We start from the raw sequence: 16,414 nt of genomic DNA, 5'->3' as shown, positions 1-16,414 counted from the left end.
TTTTTTCACGGAGAGCCCCCTACAATGCCTGCCATGGCGACCGTGGTTTTCGCCGACCTGGTCGGCAGCACCGGCATTTTCGAGCGGCTCGGCGACGCAACGGCCGGGCGCTTTGTGACGCAGCTCACGGCCGATCTCGCCAGGACCTTCGAGGCCCACAACGGACGCGTGGTCAAGCTGCTCGGCGACGGCCTGTTCACCGTGTTCCCGCGTGAAGCCGACGCGCTTTCCGCCTGCATCGCCATCCAGAAGCATCTGGCCGACCGCCCGGTCCTGCCTGGAGGCAGCGGCCAGCCGGTGCAGATGCAGATCGGCGTGGAGTCCGGCGAGGTGGTGGAGATCGATGGCGATTGCTACGGCGATGCCGTCAACAGCGCTGCGCGGCTGGCCGATCTTGCCGGGGCCCAGCAGATCCTGGCGAGCCAGCGCGTGCGCGATGCGTTGCCGGCCGAACTGCAGCAATTGATGCGATCGCTCGGGCCCATGTACCTGCGCGGCAAGAGCGAAGCGACCGAGGTGTACCGCGTGCAGTGGCAACCGGAGCGCGACAGCGACGCCACGGTGATGGGCGCGAGCCTGTTCCGGGCCGACGCCAACGCCGAACTCGAGCTGGTCGGAGGCGGCCAGACTCTCCGGCTCGCGCCGCGGGGACAGCCGGTCACCCTGGGGCGCTCCATCACCGCTTCCTTGAGCCTGAACGACTCGCGCGTGTCGCGCGTTCACGCGACGATCGAATGGCGTGGCGGTCACTTCATCCTGAACGACCAGTCCAGCTTCGGCACCTGGGTCTACGTGGGCGGCGAGACCGCCACCCCGCTGGTCCTGCGTCGCACGGAGTGCTGGCTCGTGGGGCAGGGCCTCATCACCCTTGGCTGCGGCCGCGAGGTCAGCGACGCGCCGGTGGTCACGTTCCGGATCTGCCACTGAGGCGCCGGCGCCGGGGACCCCGGCAAGTGTCGGGCGCAGCCAACGCAGACGCCACCTGCATCGCGCCAAACACATCGGTCCGTTGCGCAACCCCATCGGGCAGCGACCCGGGGCATAGAATGTGTTTCCCGGGTAACAGGTCTTTGCCGTGAGTTTGAAGAAGCTTGGCCGCTATGAGCTGGTGCGCGTGCTCGGCAAAGGTGCCATGGGCATCGTGTACGAGGGCCGTGACCCGAACCTTGATCGCCGGGTGGCGATCAAGACGGTCAAGGTGGAGAACCTGTCCGACGAGGCGGCCGCCGAATACGAGGCGCGCTTCCGCACCGAGGCGCGGTCCGCCGCCCGCCTGCAGCACCCGAACATCGTCAGCGTCTACGACTCCGACCGCGACGGCGACACCGCGTTCCTGGTGATGGAGTACATCCAGGGCGACGACCTGAAGCACCACCTGGACAAGGGCGTGCGCTATTCGCTGCAGCAGGCGTTCGCGATCGTGCGCGACCTGTTGTCGGCTGTCGACTACGCCCATCGCCAAGGCATCGTCCACCGGGACATCAAGCCGGCCAACCTGCTGCTGGAACCCGATGGACGGGTGAAGCTCACCGACTTCGGCGTCGCCCGCATGCAGGACTCGGGCGAAGCCACGCGCACGCAGGGCAACATGGTCGGAACCCTGAAGTACATGTCGCCGGAGCAGGTGCAGGGCCAGAAGATCGACGCCCGGGCCGACCTGTTCTCGGTGGGTGTCGTGCTCTACCAGCTGCTCACCGACAAGCGGCCCTTCGATGGTGACAACGACTTCACCATCATCCACCAGATCATCGGACACACGCCTCCGCCGCCGAGCTCGTTCAATGCGCGGCTGCCGGCGGCGGTGGACGGTGTCGTGGCGCGCGCGCTTGCCAAGAACCGCGAAGACCGCTTCGCCACGGCGGGCGACTTCTCGAACGCGCTCCAGTCGGCGCTGCAACTGGCCGAGGACGCCACCATCCTGCCGCCGGTGAACCCCGCCCGCGCACGCGACGGGGCCGCCTTCACCGTGCCCCCGGGCAGCGGCAGCATCGCCGGCATGACCTCGGGCGGCACCGGCAGCGCCGTCACCCAGGAACTCGAGCTGGTCTACTGGAAGGACGTCAAGGAATCCACCGACCCCGACGAGCTGCGCGGCTTCCTGGCCCGTTTCCCGGAAGGCATCTATGCCGACCTCGCGCGCCGGCGCCTGCGGCGACTGGCCACCGATCCGGCGCACGACGACCCCGATGCCACGCGCCTGCCGGGTGAGATGACCACCCTCCCGCTGGCTCAGCCGCCCGCGCCTGCCGTGGCTCCGCCGCCTCTGCCCGCCACGGCGACCGAAGCGCCAAAGGCACCGCGCGCGCCCAAGGCGGCGCGGCCGGCCGATGCCGCACCGGCGGCGGCCAAGTCCGCCAGGCACGCCAGGAGCACCAGCACGGCGAAAGCGCCCCCGCGGGATGCCAAAGCGACCAGAAAACTGCCCATGGCGGTCCTGGCCGGGATCGCCCTGCTGGTGCTGGCAGGTGGCGGCGCCGCGCTGATGGCGTCGCGCAAGGGCGCCCCCGACGTGGCGGCAGCGGCCAGCCCGGCGGCGCCCCTCGTCGCCGCGCCATCCGCATCCGTCGCGGTGGCGCCGGCGCCCGTGCCGGTCGTGGCGGCCGCCGTGCCGGCCCCGACCCCGGCTCCGACCCCGGACAACGCAGCCGCTGCGGCGGCCAGCAAGCCGGCGGCGTCGATCGCCGCGGCAGCCTCCGCGCCGGCCGTGCGGATCGGCCAGGCACCACTTGCCGCCGCGTCCGCCGCGCGCAAGCCGCAGCCGGAGTCCAGGGCGAGACCGAAACCCTCGGCCGTGACGGCCGCCGCGGCCCCGGCGCCCGGCGCAGGCGAGGCTGCTGCGCAGGCGGCTGGCGCGGCAGCCGCGCAGCCAGTGGCGCAGGCGGACGACGCGCGCAACGGCGGCGGGCGTCTGGCATCCCCGTCCGAGACCTGCAAGGACAAGATGTTCATCGCCAAGCAGTACTGCCTCTACACCGAGTGCAACAAGCCCGGGTTCCAGAACTTCCCGGCCTGCGTCCGCCTGCGCGAAGAGGCCAAGATGCGCGAGACGAACAAGTACGGCAACTGAGCCCGCCGGGCGGGCCGTGCGGTCACCGCGGCGTCAGGTCACCTCGAGGTTGTGGACGCCGAACTGGCCACGGCGGCGATCCTCGAAATAGCACAGCAAGGTCTCGCGCACGGTCTTGAACGCGATCTCCTCCCATGGGATCTCGTTTTCGGTGAACAGCCTGGCCTCGATGGTCTCGTGTCCCGGCGCGAACCGGTCGCTGCGCAACCTGGCCAGGTAGAACAGGTGCACCTGCCCCACGCGGGGCACGCTCACCACGGTCAGCAGGCCCTGCATCTCGACGTCGGCGCCGGCTTCCTCGTCGGTTTCTCGTGCGGCGCCCTGGAGCGTGGTCTCGCCGAGTTCCATGAAGCCGGCCGGCAGCGTCCACTTGCCCCAGCGGGGCTCGATGTTGCGCTTGCACAGCAGCACCCTGTCGCCAAGGTAGGGAACGGTGCCCACGACGTTCAGCGGGTTCTCGTAGTGGATGGTGCCGCAGGCGGGGCAGACCGCGCGCTCGCGGATGTCGCCATCGTCCGGCACGCGGTAGACCACGCCCTGTCCGCAATTGCGGCAATGCTTGATGGGGGTGCGAAAGGGCATCACCCGAGTGTAAACAGGGCCTGCGGTCCGGCGCGGCCGGGCGCAGGATCCTGCGCCGGCGTCAGGCCTTGGTGCCCCTGGTGTGCTTCTCGATCAGGCCGCGGGCGCCTTCGAGGAGCTTGCGCCCGTCGAAACCGCGCTTGTTCATGTCCTCCACCCACTCGACCTCGATCTGGCGCGAGCGGCGGCGGAATTCCTGGGCCTCGGACGCGCTCACGGTGAAGACGTTGTTGCCCCGGTCGGCCGCGGCCTTGCGGCCGGCGACGTCGCCACCCTGCTGGACCTTGCCGAGCCAGGCCGAGGTGGCCATGCCCGAGTTGGCGTCGATCACCTTCTTCAGATCGGGTGGCAGCGAGTTGTACTTGGCCTTGTTCATCGCCATCACGAAGGTGGTGGTGTAGAGCGAGCCACCGGCCGGATCGAACTCGGCGTGGAACTTGGTCAGCTCGTGCACCTTGACCGACGGCACGACCTCCCAGGGAATGACGCAGCCCTGGATGGTGCCCTTGGACAGCGCATCCGGGATCTGCGGCAGCGGCATGCCCACCGGCGTGGCGCCCAGCGCCGCCACCAGCTTGGTCACCTGGCGCGTCGGGGCGCGCATCTTCAGGCCGCGCATGTCGTTGACCGTGCGCACCGGCTTCTCGGCGGTGTGGATCACCCCCGGCCCATGCACCTGCAACGCGATGACCTGCGTGTCCTTGAACTCGTCTGCCGCGAGCGTCTGCACGTAGTCCCAGTACGCCTTGGACGTCGCCTCGGCGTTGGTCATCATGAACGGCAGCTCGAACACCTCGACCCGCGGGAAGCGGCCGGCGGTGTTGCCCGGCAGGGTCCAGACCACGTCGACCACGCCGTCGCGCGCCTGGTCGTACAGCTGCACGGGAGTGCCGCCGAGCTGCATGGCGGGATAGCCCTCGAACTTGATGCGGCCGCCGGAGTCCTTCTCGACCTTGTCCATCCAGGTCTTGTGCATGTTCAGCCAGACGTTGGACTGCGGCGCCATGAAGGTGTGGAACTTCAGGGTGACGCTCTGCTGGGCGAAGCCGCCCAGGGCGGGCGTGGCGAGTGCCGCGGCGGCCGTGGACTTCAGGAGGGTGCGGCGCTGGATCATCGTGGGGAGCTCCGGAGGTGAACTCCGGAAGGTACTTCAGTGCCGAGCCTGCGCGCTTCGGTGCTTTCCCGCAAGACGCGGACGCGCCGTTCAGGACACGTACTTGACCAGCCAGAGCGAGATCGCCGGGAAGAACAGCAGCAGCAGCGTGCGCAGCGTGTCGCTCAGGAGGAAGGGCAGCACGCCGCGGTAGCTCTCGGCGATCGGCACGTCCCGGGCCATCCCGTTGACCACGTACACGTTCAGGCCGACCGGCGGCGCGAGCAGGCCGAACCCGACCGTCATCAGCACCATGATGCCGAACCAGATCGCCACCGATTCCCTGGGCAGGCCGAAGTCCAGGCCCATCACCATCGGGAAGAAGATCGGGATGGTCAACAGGATCATGCTGAGCTCGTCCATCACGGCGCCGAGCACGACGTAGAACAGCAGGATCGCCGAGACGACCATGAGGGGCGAGAGGCCCCAGCCGCCGACCACCGAGGCAAGCTGGTTCGGCACCTGCGTCAACGCCAGCGAGGCATTCATCAGGTCCGCCCCGATGAAGATCAGGAAGATCATGGCCGAGCTCTCGGCGGTCGCATAGAAGCACTGCTTGAACTTGGCCCAGGTGATCTCGCGCTTGATGAGCGCGGCCACGAAGGTGGACGCCGCCCCGACCGCGGCGCCTTCGGTGGGCGTGAACAGGCCGCCGTAGATCCCGCCGAACACCAGCAGGAAGATCAGCACGATCGGCACCACGCCGGACAGCGCCTCGGCCGTCAGGCGCGGCGCGTCGTCGGTGTCGGGCGCCTGGCCTGGGACCAGGCGCACGTAGATCGCGATGGCCACCATGTAGCCCACCATGGCGATCAGGCCCGGCACCATGGCGGCCGCGAACAGCTTGGCGATGTTCTGCTCGGCCAGGATGGCGTAGATGACCAGCGGCACCGAAGGCGGGATCAGGATGCCCAGCGTGCCGCCGGCTGCCAGCGTGCCGGTGGCCAGGCGGCCCGAATAGCCGTGGCGCTTCATTTCGGGCAGCGCCACCGAGGTGATGGTCGCCGCCGTCGCCACCGACGATCCGCAGATCGCCCCGAACGCCGCGCATGCCAGCACCGACGCCATGGCCAGGCCCCCCTTGAAGCGACCCATGACGGCGGCGGCGAAGGAGAACAGCGCCTTGCTGATGCCACCCTGGGTGGCGAAGTGCCCCATCAGGATGAACAGCGGAATGACCGACAGGTCATAGCTGGCGAAGCGCGCGAACGCCTGCGTGTTGAGGAAGCTCGCCAGCGGCAGCCAGCCGGTCTGCACCACATAGCCGATCGCGCCCGCAGCGAACATCGCCACCGAGATCGGCACGCGCACCGCCATCAGCACCAGCATGATGGCGAAGATGCCGAGCGTGAGCAGCAGCGGGCTCATGCGTGCGCCTCCGGTGCGTCGCCCAGTCCGAAGGCCGCCTGCCACAACCCGATCGCCGCGGTCAGCACGAAGCCGGGCACCATGGTGGCGTGCACGATCCACTCGGGGAACCCGAGGATCTGCGTTTCCGAGTGGCCGGCCAGCGCGCTCATCGCGCCCAGGGTGGTGCGCCAGGCGAGCAGGGCGAACACCACCGCGAGGAGCAGGCAGCCGAAGCGGTCGAGCAGGGCGTTGGTGCGGGCGCTGTTCCGGGCTGTGAAGAAGTCGACGATGATGTTCCCGTGCCGAACCTGGCACCACGGCATGAAGAGGGCGATGGCGGCCCCGGTCGCGACGCCCGTGAGTTCGAAGTCGCCGACCAGCGTCGTGCCCACCGTGTTGCGGCCGATCAGGCTGGCGCAGGTCATCAGGGTGATGCCTGTCAAGAGGATGCCGGCCAGGATGGCGCACAGCCTGGCAAGGAGGTCGAGCAGCTTCACACCGGCCTTTCTTCGGATTCTTGTCGGATGCCGCAAGCGGCCTGCGGCCGCTTCAGGTTGAGCGCCGCGCCCGCGCCGATGGCGGGGCGCGGCCGGCGTCAGGCGACGCGCACGCGCAGCGTCTCGAGCCCGTCGACCGCGCCCACCAGCGTGTCGCCGGCCACCACCGCAGCGACGCCCTCGGGCGTGCCGGTCATGATCAGGTCGCCGGGTGCGAGCTCCCAGGCCGCCGAGAGGTGCTCGATGATCTCGCCCAGGTTCCAGATCAGCTTGGAGACGTTGCTGCGCTGGCGGTCCTGGCCGTTCACCTGCAGCCAGATCGCGGCGTTCTCGATGTCACCGGCCTGCGCTGCGGGCGTGACCGGCCCGATCGGCGCGGACTGCTCGAACGACTTGCCGATCTCCCAGGGACGGCCCTGCTTCTTCATCTCGCCCTGCAGGTCGCGGCGCGTCATGTCCAGGCCCACGGCATAGCCCCAGATGTGCTTGCGCGCGTCGGCGGCCTTGATGTTCTTGCCGCCCATGCCGATGCAGGCCACCAGTTCGATCTCGTGGTGCAGGTCCCTGGTCAGGCTGGGGTAGGCGATGGTGCCGGTGTCCCCGGCGGCCACCGGCACGACGGCGTCGGCGGGCTTGAAGAAGAAGAACGGCGGCTCGCGGCCGGTGAAGCCCATCTCCTTGGCGTGCTCGACGTAGTTGCGGCCGACGCAGTAGACGCGGCGCACCGGGAACCGCTCGCCGCGGCCGACGACCGGCAGCGAAACCTGGGCCGGCGCAGTGATGACGAAACTCATGACAACCTTTCTTCTCTGTGGATGGCCAGTGCCTGGTGGACCGGCCGGTCGGAGTAGCTGAAGAGGACGCAGCCGGCCTGCGAACTCAGCCGCGCAGTGTGCCACGAGGGCACAACGAAATGGTCGCGTGGCGCGAAGTCGAACCGCCAGCGCTGCTCGCCCGCCTCGATCTCCACGCTGCCGGATCCTTCGACGACGCTGTAGACCGCGCCGTCGGTCTGGCGCCAGCCGCGGCCCGAGAAACCAGCCGGCAGCTTCTGCATGAAGGTCGCCATGGTGGGCATGGGGTAGCCGCCGGTGAGCGGGTTCACGTAGCGCAGCTTGACCCCGTCCCAGGCGTCCACCGGCGCATCACGTTCCAGCCGGTCGAGCGCCTCGCGGCTGCGCTCGTAGGGATAGCTGAAGATCGGCGAGGTGGCGCCGAACGGCGCGTCGTGGCGCACCGGCACCATGTTGTGGCCGAAGCGGGCCAGGCTCGTGCCCTCCGCCCGGGCCACCGCCTGCGAGCGCGACGTGTCGTTCTCGGCGAAGCCGGCGTCGAAGAATCGGATCGTGGGGATGTCCAGGCCGTCCAGCCAGACCACCGGGCCGTCGGCCTCGCTGCCGTGGTCATGGAACGTCCAGCTGGGCGTGATGATGAAGTCGCCGGGGCGCATCGTGGTGCGCTCGCCGTCCACCGCCGTGTAGGCGCCGCTGCCTTCGACGATGAAGCGCAAGGCGCTCTGCGTGTGGCGGTGGCTGGGCGCGACTTCGCCGGGCAGGATCAGCTGCAGGCCGGCATAGAGCGACTGGGTGACGGCCGATTGGCCGGGCAGGCCGGGGTTCTCGAGGATGAGCACCCGGCGCACCGCCTCCTCGGCGGTGATCGCCTGGCCGGCGCGCATCAGGAACGGGCGCACCTGGTCGTACGCCCAGTGCGCGGGCACGCACGGCGTGGCGGGTGTTTTCGGCACCAGCGCATGCAGCACCTCCCACAGCGGGGTGAGATGGTGCGGAGCCATGTCGCGGTAGAGCTGCTGCCGCGCGAGCAAGGTGGCATCGGGGCCGTTCATGCGGTCTCCTGGAGTGGACTCATGCTTCGTGGCCGAGGAACACGCCGCCGGCGGCAAGCCGCTCCTGCAGCGTGGCCACCGGGACATTCTCCGCGCTGCAGCCGCTGCCCAGCGCCAGGTCCGCTGCCGTGCCGGCCGCCTCGCCCATCACGAAGCAGGCGCCCGTGACCCGGGCGGCCGATTGCGCTTCGTGGCTCATCGAGGCGCAACGGCCGGCGATCCAGAGATTGTCCACGCCGACCGGCACGACCATGCGATAGGGCAGGTGGTTGAAGCCGCGGCTCTGCGGAATCGGCGGCCAGCGGAATTCGACGTCGCCGCGCAGGTGCAGCTCGAGTGGCCATCCGTTCACGCCCACCGTGTCGTCGAAGCTCGCGCAGCCCAGCACGTCGGCCTCCGTCAGCTGGTACAGCCCGTGCATGCGCCGCGTCTCGCGAATGCCCACCTGGGGCGCGATGTCGACGATGTAGGAGCGCTCGAAGCCCGGCACCTCCTTCAGGAATCCGGCCACCGAGGCGATCTGTCGCCGGCCGAGCAGCTCGGCCTGGGTCAGTTCGTCGGCGTCGGTGCCATCCATCGCGTTGCCCTGCGCATTGGCCAGCTGGGTGAGGTTGACGCGCCATTCGATGCCGCTCTTTTGCGGCCGCACGATCGGCGTCTTGCGCGGGAACCGGTAGCGGCCCTCGGCCTGCGCCTGCAGCATCAGCCCGGGGATCACCTCCCAGGCCTTGCCGGCCCGTTCGGGGTCGATCCCGTTCAGGCGGAACATGGTGGACGGATAGAGCATGTTGCCCGCGCCGTCGCCCTTGTCGAAGGGCACGCCGGCCCAGGCCGCGAGGTCGCCGTCGCCGGATGCGTCGATGAAGCTGCGGCCGATCACGGCGCGGCGCCCCGACCGGGTTTCCACCAGCAACGCGTGCACGTGTCGCGGCGCCGCCATCACGACCCCGACCGCCAGCGCGTGGAACAGCAGCTGCACGCCGGCACTGGCGACGAGTTCGTCGGCGGCGATCTTGTAGGCCGCCGTGTCGTAGGCCTGCGCGACGGTCTTGCCGAACAGGGCGTGGGGCGCATTCAGTCCGCCGAGCCGGTCGATGCGCTCCAGCAGCTCGCTCGCGACGCCGTGCACCACGCGCCGGATCTCGCCGTGGACGTTGGCGTGCAGCCCGCAGAAGTTGGTGACACCGGCAGCCGTGCCCATGCCGCCGAGGAAGCCGTAGCGCTCCACCAGCAGCGTCGACAGGCCCGCACGGGCGGCGGCGACGGCGGCAGCGATGCCGGCCGGCCCGCCGCCGAGCACCACGACGTCGTACTCGCCGTAGACCTCGGTCCGGCGCTCGGGTTCGGTGATCGTCGAATTCTTCATCAGCTTCATCAGAACAGGTGGTCCGGGTCGATGCCCTCGTACATCCATTTCAGGCCGGCGAATCCGGCCGACTCCTGGCCGCCCTGGAACATCCGGTTGCGCAGCTCGCGGGCCACGCCGCCGGCATGGTAGATGTCGCCGTAGAAGCGGGCGGTCAGCTGCACCCGCCCGGTGCGCAGGTACCGCGCCTGCTGGTACAGCCGGAACGCGGCCGGCCAGTCGCCCGCGGTGTGGCGGATCGCCTGGCCCAGCACCACGGCATCCTCGATGGCCTGGCCAGCGCCCTGGGCCAGGTACTGGAGCATGGGATGCGCCGCGTCGCCCAGCAGCGTGACCCGGCCGCGGCTCCAGTCGGCCACCGGTTCGCGGTCGCACAGCACCCACATCTTCCAGGTCTCGATCTTGCCGAGCAGTTCGCGCACCGGCGCGACAGCCTGCGCGAAGCGCTCGGTGAGTTCGGCCGTGTCGCCGAAGGTGTTCCAGCCCTCGTCGTACCGGTTGCTGTGGAACACCGCCACCAGGTTGAACAGCTCGCCCCGGCGCAGCGGGTAGTGCACCAGGTGCGTCTTCTCGCCGCCCCACAGCAGCACGTCGTCGCTCCACAGGTGCGGGGGCACGTCCTCGCGCCGCAGCACGGCCCGGTAGGCCACGTGTCCCGACACGCGCGGCTTCCCATCGCCGACGATGGCTTCGCGCGCGCGGCTCCAGAGCCCGTCGGCGCCAACCAGCGCCGCGCCCTCGATCGCCTCGCCATCGGCCAGGTGGACCTGCACGCCTGCCGCGTCCTGCGTGAAGCGCTCGATCCTGGCGCCCGTGCGCAGCGTCACCGTCGGCAGGCCGCGGCACGCGTCCAGCAACACCTGGTGCAGGTCGGCCCGGTAGATGACGCCATAGGGGAAGCCGTAGGTTGCGACCGCCGTTTCGCCGAGCGGCACCCGCACGACGCGCTCACCGGTGCGCACGTCGTTCATGCCCAGGCCGGGCGGGAAGTACGCCACCTGGTGGATGGCGTCGGTCAGCCCGAGGTGCCCGAACATCCGGAAGATGTTGGGTCCCAGCTGGATGCCGGCGCCGATCTCGCCGAAGGCCTGGGACTGCTCCAGCACCGTGACCGGCAGGCCCTGCCGGCCGAGGACGAAGGCCGCGGCCAGCCCGCCGATGCCGCCGCCGGCCACGATCACGGGAGAGGGATGGGGCATGGCGGGTGTCCGGGCGGTGCGAGTGGAAAACTAAGCATACATATGATCGGGTGCCGCCGCAACGGGGCCGACCCCGGAGCCGTGGCTACACTCGCGCCATGCCCAAGAGCTTCGACTTCCAGCAGGCGCCGGGCCACCTGATCCGCCGCGCCCACCAGGTGGCCGTGGCGGTGTTCATGGAGGAGACCGGCGCGCACGACGTCACGCCGGTGCAGTTCGCGATCCTGCATGCGCTCATCGACGATCCGGGCGAGGACCAGGTCACGCTGGCGGGCAAGGTGGCCTTCGATGCGGCCACCTTCGGCTCGGTCATCGGCCGGCTGGAAGCCAAGGGCTGGGTGCGCCGCGAGCCGGACCCGGACGACCGCCGTCGCAAGCTGCTGTGGGTGACGCCCGCGGGTGAACAGGCCGCTTCCGGCATGCGGCGCGCCGTGGCCCGGGCGCAAAGGCGCATCCTCGGGCCGCTCGAGCCGCACGAGCAGGACCAGCTCGTCGCGCTGCTCGGCAAGCTGGTCGACGGGCATGCCGCCGGACCCTGACCCGGCCTTGGCGTGGGAAACGTCCTGCAACGATCTTCGGCGGACCACGTCTTCCGACGCTCGACGGCAGGCGTTCAATGGAACCTTGCACTGAAAAGAGGACTGTCATGCTGCAACGCATTCAACACAAGCTGTCGTTCATCGCGCTGGGCGCCGCCATCCTGGCGAGCGGTTGCGCCAACATGAACATGCCGGAGGTGAGCCCCACGGCGCGCAACGCCGCCATCGGCGCCGGCATCGGCACGGTCGCCGGTGCGGCCATCGGACGCGATGCCAAGGGCGCGGCGATCGGCGCCGGACTGGGCGCGCTCGGTGGCTATGTCTGGTCGCAGCAGATGGAGCAGAAGAAGCAGGCGATGCAGCGGGCCACGGTCGGCACCGGCGTCGCGGTCACCCAGACGGCCGACAACCAGCTGAAGCTGAACATCCCGAACGACATCTCGTTCGACACCGGCCGGGCCGACATCAAGCCCAACCTGCGGCCGATCCTGGACCAGTTCGCCACCGGCCTGTCGAGCCAGCCCAACACGGAGGTGCGCATCATCGGCCACACCGACAGCACGGGCAACGACGCCATCAACGACCCGCTCTCGCAGCGCCGGGCCGATGCCACGCGGGACTACCTGGCGGCGCGCGGGGTCGACCCCCGGCGCATCCTCACCGCCGGGCGCGGCTCGCACGAACCGGTGGCCGAGAACAACAGCGACGCGGGCCGGGCCCAGAACCGGCGCGTGGAGATCTTCCTGGGCGAGCGCTCCAACGTGGCGGGCGGTGGCCAGGGCCAGGGCATTCCGGCCACCCAGGTGCGCTGAGCTCAGGTCTGCGTCGGCGGCAGGTCGACGGTGAGTCCGTCGACCGCCGCCGAGAGGTCGATCTGGCAGGACAGCCGGCTGTTCGGCCGCCGGGGCGACGCGGTGAATTCGAGCATGCCGAGTTCATCGCTGCCGGCCGGCGGCAGCGACGAGGCGAACGGCTCGCGCACGTAGACGTGGCAGGTGGCGCAGGTCAGCAGGCCGCCGCATTCGGCCTCGATGCCGTGCACGTTGGCGGCCACGGCCGCCTGCATCAGGCTCTGGCCCGGCTTGCAGGAGAGGGACATCGGCTGCTCGGCGCCGTGGGGCACCAGGTGGATCGTGATCATCGGTCTCAGATGCGCGAGAAGTACTCGCGGCGATGGAAGTCGGTCTTGTCCGGTGCTTGCTCGAACCGTGCCATCTCGGACCGCTTGACCGTCGTGAGGTAGTTGCAGAAGCCCGCGCCGAACCGCTCGGTCAGCAGGGCGTCGTCGTGCAGTGCCTCCAGCGCCTCCCCCAGGCCCGTGGGCAGGCGCAGCGCGGCGTCGCCGTACGGTGCCTCCGTGGCCCTGGGAGCGCGCAAGCCGCGCTCGATGCCGTCGAGCCCCGCATGCACCTGCGCAGCCATGTAGAGGTAGGGGTTGGCGGCCGGTTCGCCGATGCGGTTCTCGATGCGGGTGCCGCCGTCGCCGCACTGGCCGATCACCCGCAGCATCGCACCCCGGTTGTCGCGGCCCCACAGCACCGACTGCGGCGCCAGCGCATTCGGCCGGAAGCGGCCGAAGCCGTTGACCGTGGGCGTGCAGAACACCGCCATCCCCCTCGCGTGCTCCAGCAGGCCCGCCAGGTAATGCTCGCCGGTGTCCGACAGCGTGTGGCTCGCATCCGCGGGCGTGCTGCCCTGCGCCGGTGCATCTCGCACGAAGACGTTGCGTCCGCCGGCGACTTCGACCAGCGACTGGTGCAGGTGCCAGCCGCTCGACATGATCTCGGGGAAGGGCGGGCGGCACATGAACGTGGCGTGGTAGCCGGCCCGCCGCAGCGCCTGGCGCACGCCGTTGCGGAACAGCACCATGTTGTCGGCCGCCGTTAGGGCATCCGTGACGTCGAACACCGCCTCGATCTGGCTGGGACCGAGCTCGACCTCCAGCGACAGCAGCGGCAGCCCGAGCGCCTGCGCGGTGTGCTGCACGACGCGCAGCGGCGCTTCGGCCTGGTCGGCCCAATGCTCGGCGAGCAGGTTGTAGCCCGGGTGCACCAGTTCCACCGCCGGTGGCAGGCCGGGCCAGCCGGCACGCTCCGGATCGAGGCAGGCGCTCTCGCCGGTGATCCGGTACACGTGGAACTCGACCTCCAGGCCGCAGCGCAGCTGCCAGCCGGCCGAGGCCAGACGGGCGAGCGCCTGCTGCAGGATGCGGCGTGTGTCCAGCAGCACCGGGCGGCCCTCCTGGAACCAGGGCTGCGCGCGCATCCAGCCGGTGCCCGCCGCCCACGGCAGTTGCCGGTAGCTCTCCGGCTCGGGCAGCAGCACCAGGTTGTTGGCGAAGCCGAAGCCCGCCAGGCCGGCAGTGCCGCCGGGCTCGAAGACCTTGAACGCGGTGCGGTCCGAGGTGTCCTTGAGCATCAGCGTGCTGACCATGCCCAGGCCTTCGTCGATCGCCCGGCGGACGGCGCCTGCCGCCAGGGTCTTGGCCCGGGTCACGCCGTGCAGGTCGCACCAGGCGATCCGCACCAGTTCCACGCCGGTCCCCTCGATCAGGTCAAGCGCCTGCTGCGCGGCCTCTTCACGTGCGGCGTCGTGCACGCCGCAGCGCTGGGCGAAGGTGCTCACCGGCCGGTCCCCGCGCGCCGCTGCGCAAGGCGCGCTGCGCCCGGGCGGGCGATCCGCCTCATGCGGTGACCGCGGCGGCGGCGGCCTTCGCGATCCAGGGCGCGCCGTCCCGCTTGGCCTGCACGCGGGCTTTCCACCAAGTCGGCCACTCGCCGGCCGGCGCGATGCCGTCCACCGTGTCGGGCCCCTGCATCTGCGGGGCCAGCGCCGGGTCTGCCACGCCGGGTGCGCGGCCGCCGGCCTGGACGGTGTCGATCGCCTTGAGCAGCATGCGGCGGTTGGCCATGATGACCTTGTCGCTGGTGCCCAGGTGCTCGCGCGTGCGGTCCTGGATCGGGCCCATGCTCTCCACCGCCCACTGGTCGTGCACGTTGATGTCCTCCTCGCCCATGCCGAGGTAGGTCTGGGAGCGCTGCTCCTCGGGGTCGAAGCCCCACTGGTTGTGGCGGCCGGCCTTGGGCACGTAGTCGGGCAGCGAGATGAACTGCAGCCGCTGCCGCCGCATCGCATCCTGGTCGACCGGCTGCGCGAAGCTGGTGAAGATGGAAAACCAGTAGGTGTGCGTGTCGTCCACGGGGAGATGCATCTGCGTGATCGTGAGCGTTTCCGACAGCGGGATCACGAAGGTGTGCGGGAAGATGGCGTTGGTGATCCGCACGTGCGTGAGGTCCGGCGTCATCGGCCGCAACGCGGTGAGCTGCAGGCCCCAGGGCGTGGGCTCGAAGCTGATCTCGGGCTGGTGGAACTCCCGCATGATGCGCGTCATGGGCCAGCGCTCGCCGCCGGCCGCTTCACCCGCGCTGGCGCTGCGGAACTGCCGCCCGGCGGCGTTGTCGCCCACGGACTCGAGCGGCGCGTCGCCCAGGAAGCGGTGCAGGAAGGACGGATGCGCCGGATCGATCCCGACCTCGAACGCCTGCAGCCAGTTGCAGTGCCACAGGCCCTTGAAGGCGAAGGTGTGGGTGGACGGCGCTGCGAAGCAGTCGAAGGCCGGGAAGGGCGGCGGCTCGCTGCCGGCCTCGCCGAACCAGCCGAACAGGACGCCGCTGCGTTCGACCACCGGGTAGCTGCGTTGCCGCACGCGCTCGCACAGGCGGCTGCCGGCCGGCTCGGCGGGCGTCTCGAGGCAGGCGCCGGTCGCATCGAACTTCCAGCCGTGGAAGGGGCAGCGCAGGCCGTCGCCTTCGTGCCGACCGAACGCCAGGTCGGCGTTGCGGTGCGGGCAGTCGCGGTCGAGCAGACCCCAGCGGCCGGCGCCATCGCGAAAGAGGACCAGGTCCTGGCCGAGGACGCGCACCGCCTTCACCGGCCGCGACGCCATGCGCGGATCCAGGCGGGGATCGAACTCGTCCACGAGCGCCACGGGCTGCCAGTACTGGCGCATCACGGCGCCGCACGGGGTGCCGGGCCCGATGCGCGTGACCAGTTCGTTCTGCTCGGCTTTCATCGTCGCTCCTTCGGGATCGCTGCCCGGACGCACGGTCCAGTGTAGCGGTGGGCGAGGGCGCCGCGAGGCAGGCGCCACCCCGGGTTTATCCTTGCGTGCCATGAAGCTGCACAACTACTTCCGCTCCTCCGCGTCGTTCCGCGTGCGCATCGCCCTGGAGCTCAAGGGCCTGTCCTACGAGTACCTGCCGGTGCACCTGGTCAAGGGCGAACACAAGCAGCCCGCCTATGCCGCCGTGTCGCCCTCGATGCTGGTGCCCACGCTGGAAACCGACGACGGCCAGGCGATCGGGCAGTCGATGGCGATCATCGAATACCTGGACGAGACCCATCCCCAGCCGCCGCTGCTGCCAGCCGACCCGCTGGGGCGCGCGCACGTCCGGGCACTGGCACAACTGATCGCGTGCGAGATCCACCCGCTGAACAACCTGCGGGTGCTGCGGTACCTGGTGCGCGATCTCAAGGTCGACGAGGAGGCGAAGAACACGTGGTACCGCCACTGGGTGCGCGAGGGGCTGCTCGCCCTGGAACGCGAACTGGCGCGGCTGCCCCGCGGCACGTACTGCTACGGCGACGCGCCGACACTGGTCGACTGCTGCCTGGTGCCGCAGATCTTCAATGGCCAGCGGTTCAACGTCGACTTCTCGGGGCTGGACAGGACCATGGCGGCCTTCGAGGCATGCATGCGCCACCCCGCGTTCCAGAAGGCGCAGCCCGCCAGCTGCCCCGACCACGAGGCCTGAG

The 16,414-nt window shown here is 70.1% G+C and carries 16 protein-coding genes; 5 read left to right on the top strand and 11 right to left on the bottom strand.

Features of this window, described 5'->3' with window-relative positions:
- Positions 1–33: 33 nt before the first annotated feature.
- A complete protein-coding gene (locus VFE82_RS12555; protein WP_325000660.1) occupies positions 34–927 on the top strand; it encodes an adenylate/guanylate cyclase domain-containing protein in 894 nt (297 codons plus the stop codon).
- Positions 928–1,075: 148 nt separating this feature from the next.
- Positions 1,076–3,067, top strand: a complete 1,992-nt coding sequence (locus VFE82_RS12550; protein WP_325000659.1) for a serine/threonine-protein kinase — start codon at positions 1,076–1,078, stop codon at positions 3,065–3,067.
- 33 nt (positions 3,068–3,100) lie between these two features.
- Here VFE82_RS12550 and VFE82_RS12545 read toward each other — a convergent pair whose 3' ends face one another.
- The 8 genes from VFE82_RS12545 to VFE82_RS12510 form a co-directional block, all read right to left on the bottom strand.
- Positions 3,101–3,649, bottom strand: a complete 549-nt coding sequence (locus VFE82_RS12545; protein ID WP_325000658.1) for an NUDIX hydrolase — start codon at positions 3,647–3,649, stop codon at positions 3,101–3,103.
- 61 nt (positions 3,650–3,710) lie between these two features.
- Positions 3,711–4,763: a TRAP transporter substrate-binding protein gene (locus VFE82_RS12540; protein ID WP_325000657.1), complete on the bottom strand. Its 1,053-nt coding sequence runs from the start codon at positions 4,761–4,763 to the stop codon at positions 3,711–3,713.
- Between the two features lie 90 nt (positions 4,764–4,853).
- The gene (locus tag VFE82_RS12535) at positions 4,854–6,170 is read right to left on the bottom strand and encodes a TRAP transporter large permease (RefSeq protein WP_325000656.1); all 1,317 of its coding nucleotides are present in this window, start codon (positions 6,168–6,170) and stop codon (positions 4,854–4,856) included.
- Positions 6,167–6,649: a TRAP transporter small permease gene (locus VFE82_RS12530; protein ID WP_325000655.1), complete on the bottom strand. Its 483-nt coding sequence runs from the start codon at positions 6,647–6,649 to the stop codon at positions 6,167–6,169. The genes VFE82_RS12535 and VFE82_RS12530 overlap by 4 nt, the downstream gene beginning before the upstream one ends.
- A 98-nt stretch (positions 6,650–6,747) precedes the next feature.
- On the bottom strand, positions 6,748–7,443 hold the full coding sequence (locus VFE82_RS12525) for a fumarylacetoacetate hydrolase family protein (RefSeq protein ID WP_325000654.1): 696 nt from the start codon (positions 7,441–7,443) through the stop codon (positions 6,748–6,750).
- The gene (gtdA, locus tag VFE82_RS12520) at positions 7,440–8,495 is read right to left on the bottom strand and encodes a gentisate 1,2-dioxygenase (RefSeq protein ID WP_325000653.1); all 1,056 of its coding nucleotides are present in this window, start codon (positions 8,493–8,495) and stop codon (positions 7,440–7,442) included. Before gtdA ends, VFE82_RS12525 begins: the two co-directional genes overlap by 4 nt.
- A gap of 19 nt (positions 8,496–8,514) precedes the next feature.
- Positions 8,515–9,861 (bottom strand): FAD-dependent oxidoreductase, encoded by a 1,347-nt coding sequence (locus VFE82_RS12515; RefSeq protein WP_325000652.1) that lies wholly within the window; start codon positions 9,859–9,861, stop codon positions 8,515–8,517.
- 8 nt (positions 9,862–9,869) lie between these two features.
- On the bottom strand, positions 9,870–11,060 hold the full coding sequence (locus tag VFE82_RS12510; protein ID WP_325000651.1) for a 3-hydroxybenzoate 6-monooxygenase: 1,191 nt from the start codon (positions 11,058–11,060) through the stop codon (positions 9,870–9,872).
- 98 nt (positions 11,061–11,158) lie between these two features.
- Here VFE82_RS12510 and VFE82_RS12505 point away from each other — a divergent pair, with 98 nt between their 5' ends.
- Complete coding sequence (locus tag VFE82_RS12505; RefSeq protein WP_325000650.1) at positions 11,159–11,599, top strand: MarR family winged helix-turn-helix transcriptional regulator; 441 nt, start codon at positions 11,159–11,161, stop codon at positions 11,597–11,599.
- 107 nt (positions 11,600–11,706) lie between these two features.
- The gene (locus VFE82_RS12500) at positions 11,707–12,411 is read left to right on the top strand and encodes an OmpA family protein (protein ID WP_325000649.1); all 705 of its coding nucleotides are present in this window, start codon (positions 11,707–11,709) and stop codon (positions 12,409–12,411) included.
- A 2-nt stretch (positions 12,412–12,413) separates the two neighbouring features.
- Here VFE82_RS12500 and VFE82_RS12495 read toward each other — a convergent pair whose 3' ends face one another.
- Genes VFE82_RS12495 through VFE82_RS12485 form a run of 3 tightly spaced genes read right to left on the bottom strand, consistent with a single transcriptional unit; the run spans position 12,414 to position 15,671 of the window.
- Entirely contained in the window at positions 12,414–12,740 is a 327-nt protein-coding gene (locus VFE82_RS12495) for a 2Fe-2S iron-sulfur cluster-binding protein (protein WP_325000648.1), read from the bottom strand.
- Positions 12,741–12,745: 5 nt separating this feature from the next.
- Positions 12,746–14,224 carry a glutamine synthetase family protein gene (locus VFE82_RS12490; protein WP_325000647.1) on the bottom strand — a complete coding sequence of 493 codons (1,479 nt, stop codon included), beginning with the start codon at positions 14,222–14,224 and terminating at the stop codon, positions 12,746–12,748.
- Between the two features lie 58 nt (positions 14,225–14,282).
- The gene (locus VFE82_RS12485; RefSeq protein WP_325000646.1) at positions 14,283–15,671 is read right to left on the bottom strand and encodes a Rieske 2Fe-2S domain-containing protein; all 1,389 of its coding nucleotides are present in this window, start codon (positions 15,669–15,671) and stop codon (positions 14,283–14,285) included.
- A 100-nt stretch (positions 15,672–15,771) separates the two neighbouring features.
- Between VFE82_RS12485 and maiA the strand changes: the two genes are divergently transcribed.
- A complete protein-coding gene (gene maiA / locus VFE82_RS12480; protein ID WP_325000645.1) occupies positions 15,772–16,413 on the top strand; it encodes a maleylacetoacetate isomerase in 642 nt (213 codons plus the stop codon).
- Position 16,414 lies beyond the last annotated feature (1 nt).

This window comes from Ramlibacter sp. (assembly GCF_035655895.1).
GTDB lineage: Bacteria > Pseudomonadota > Gammaproteobacteria > Burkholderiales > Burkholderiaceae_C > Ramlibacter.
Note: the sequence above shows the minus strand (reverse complement) of the source record. Positions and strands in the feature narration are given on the sequence as shown.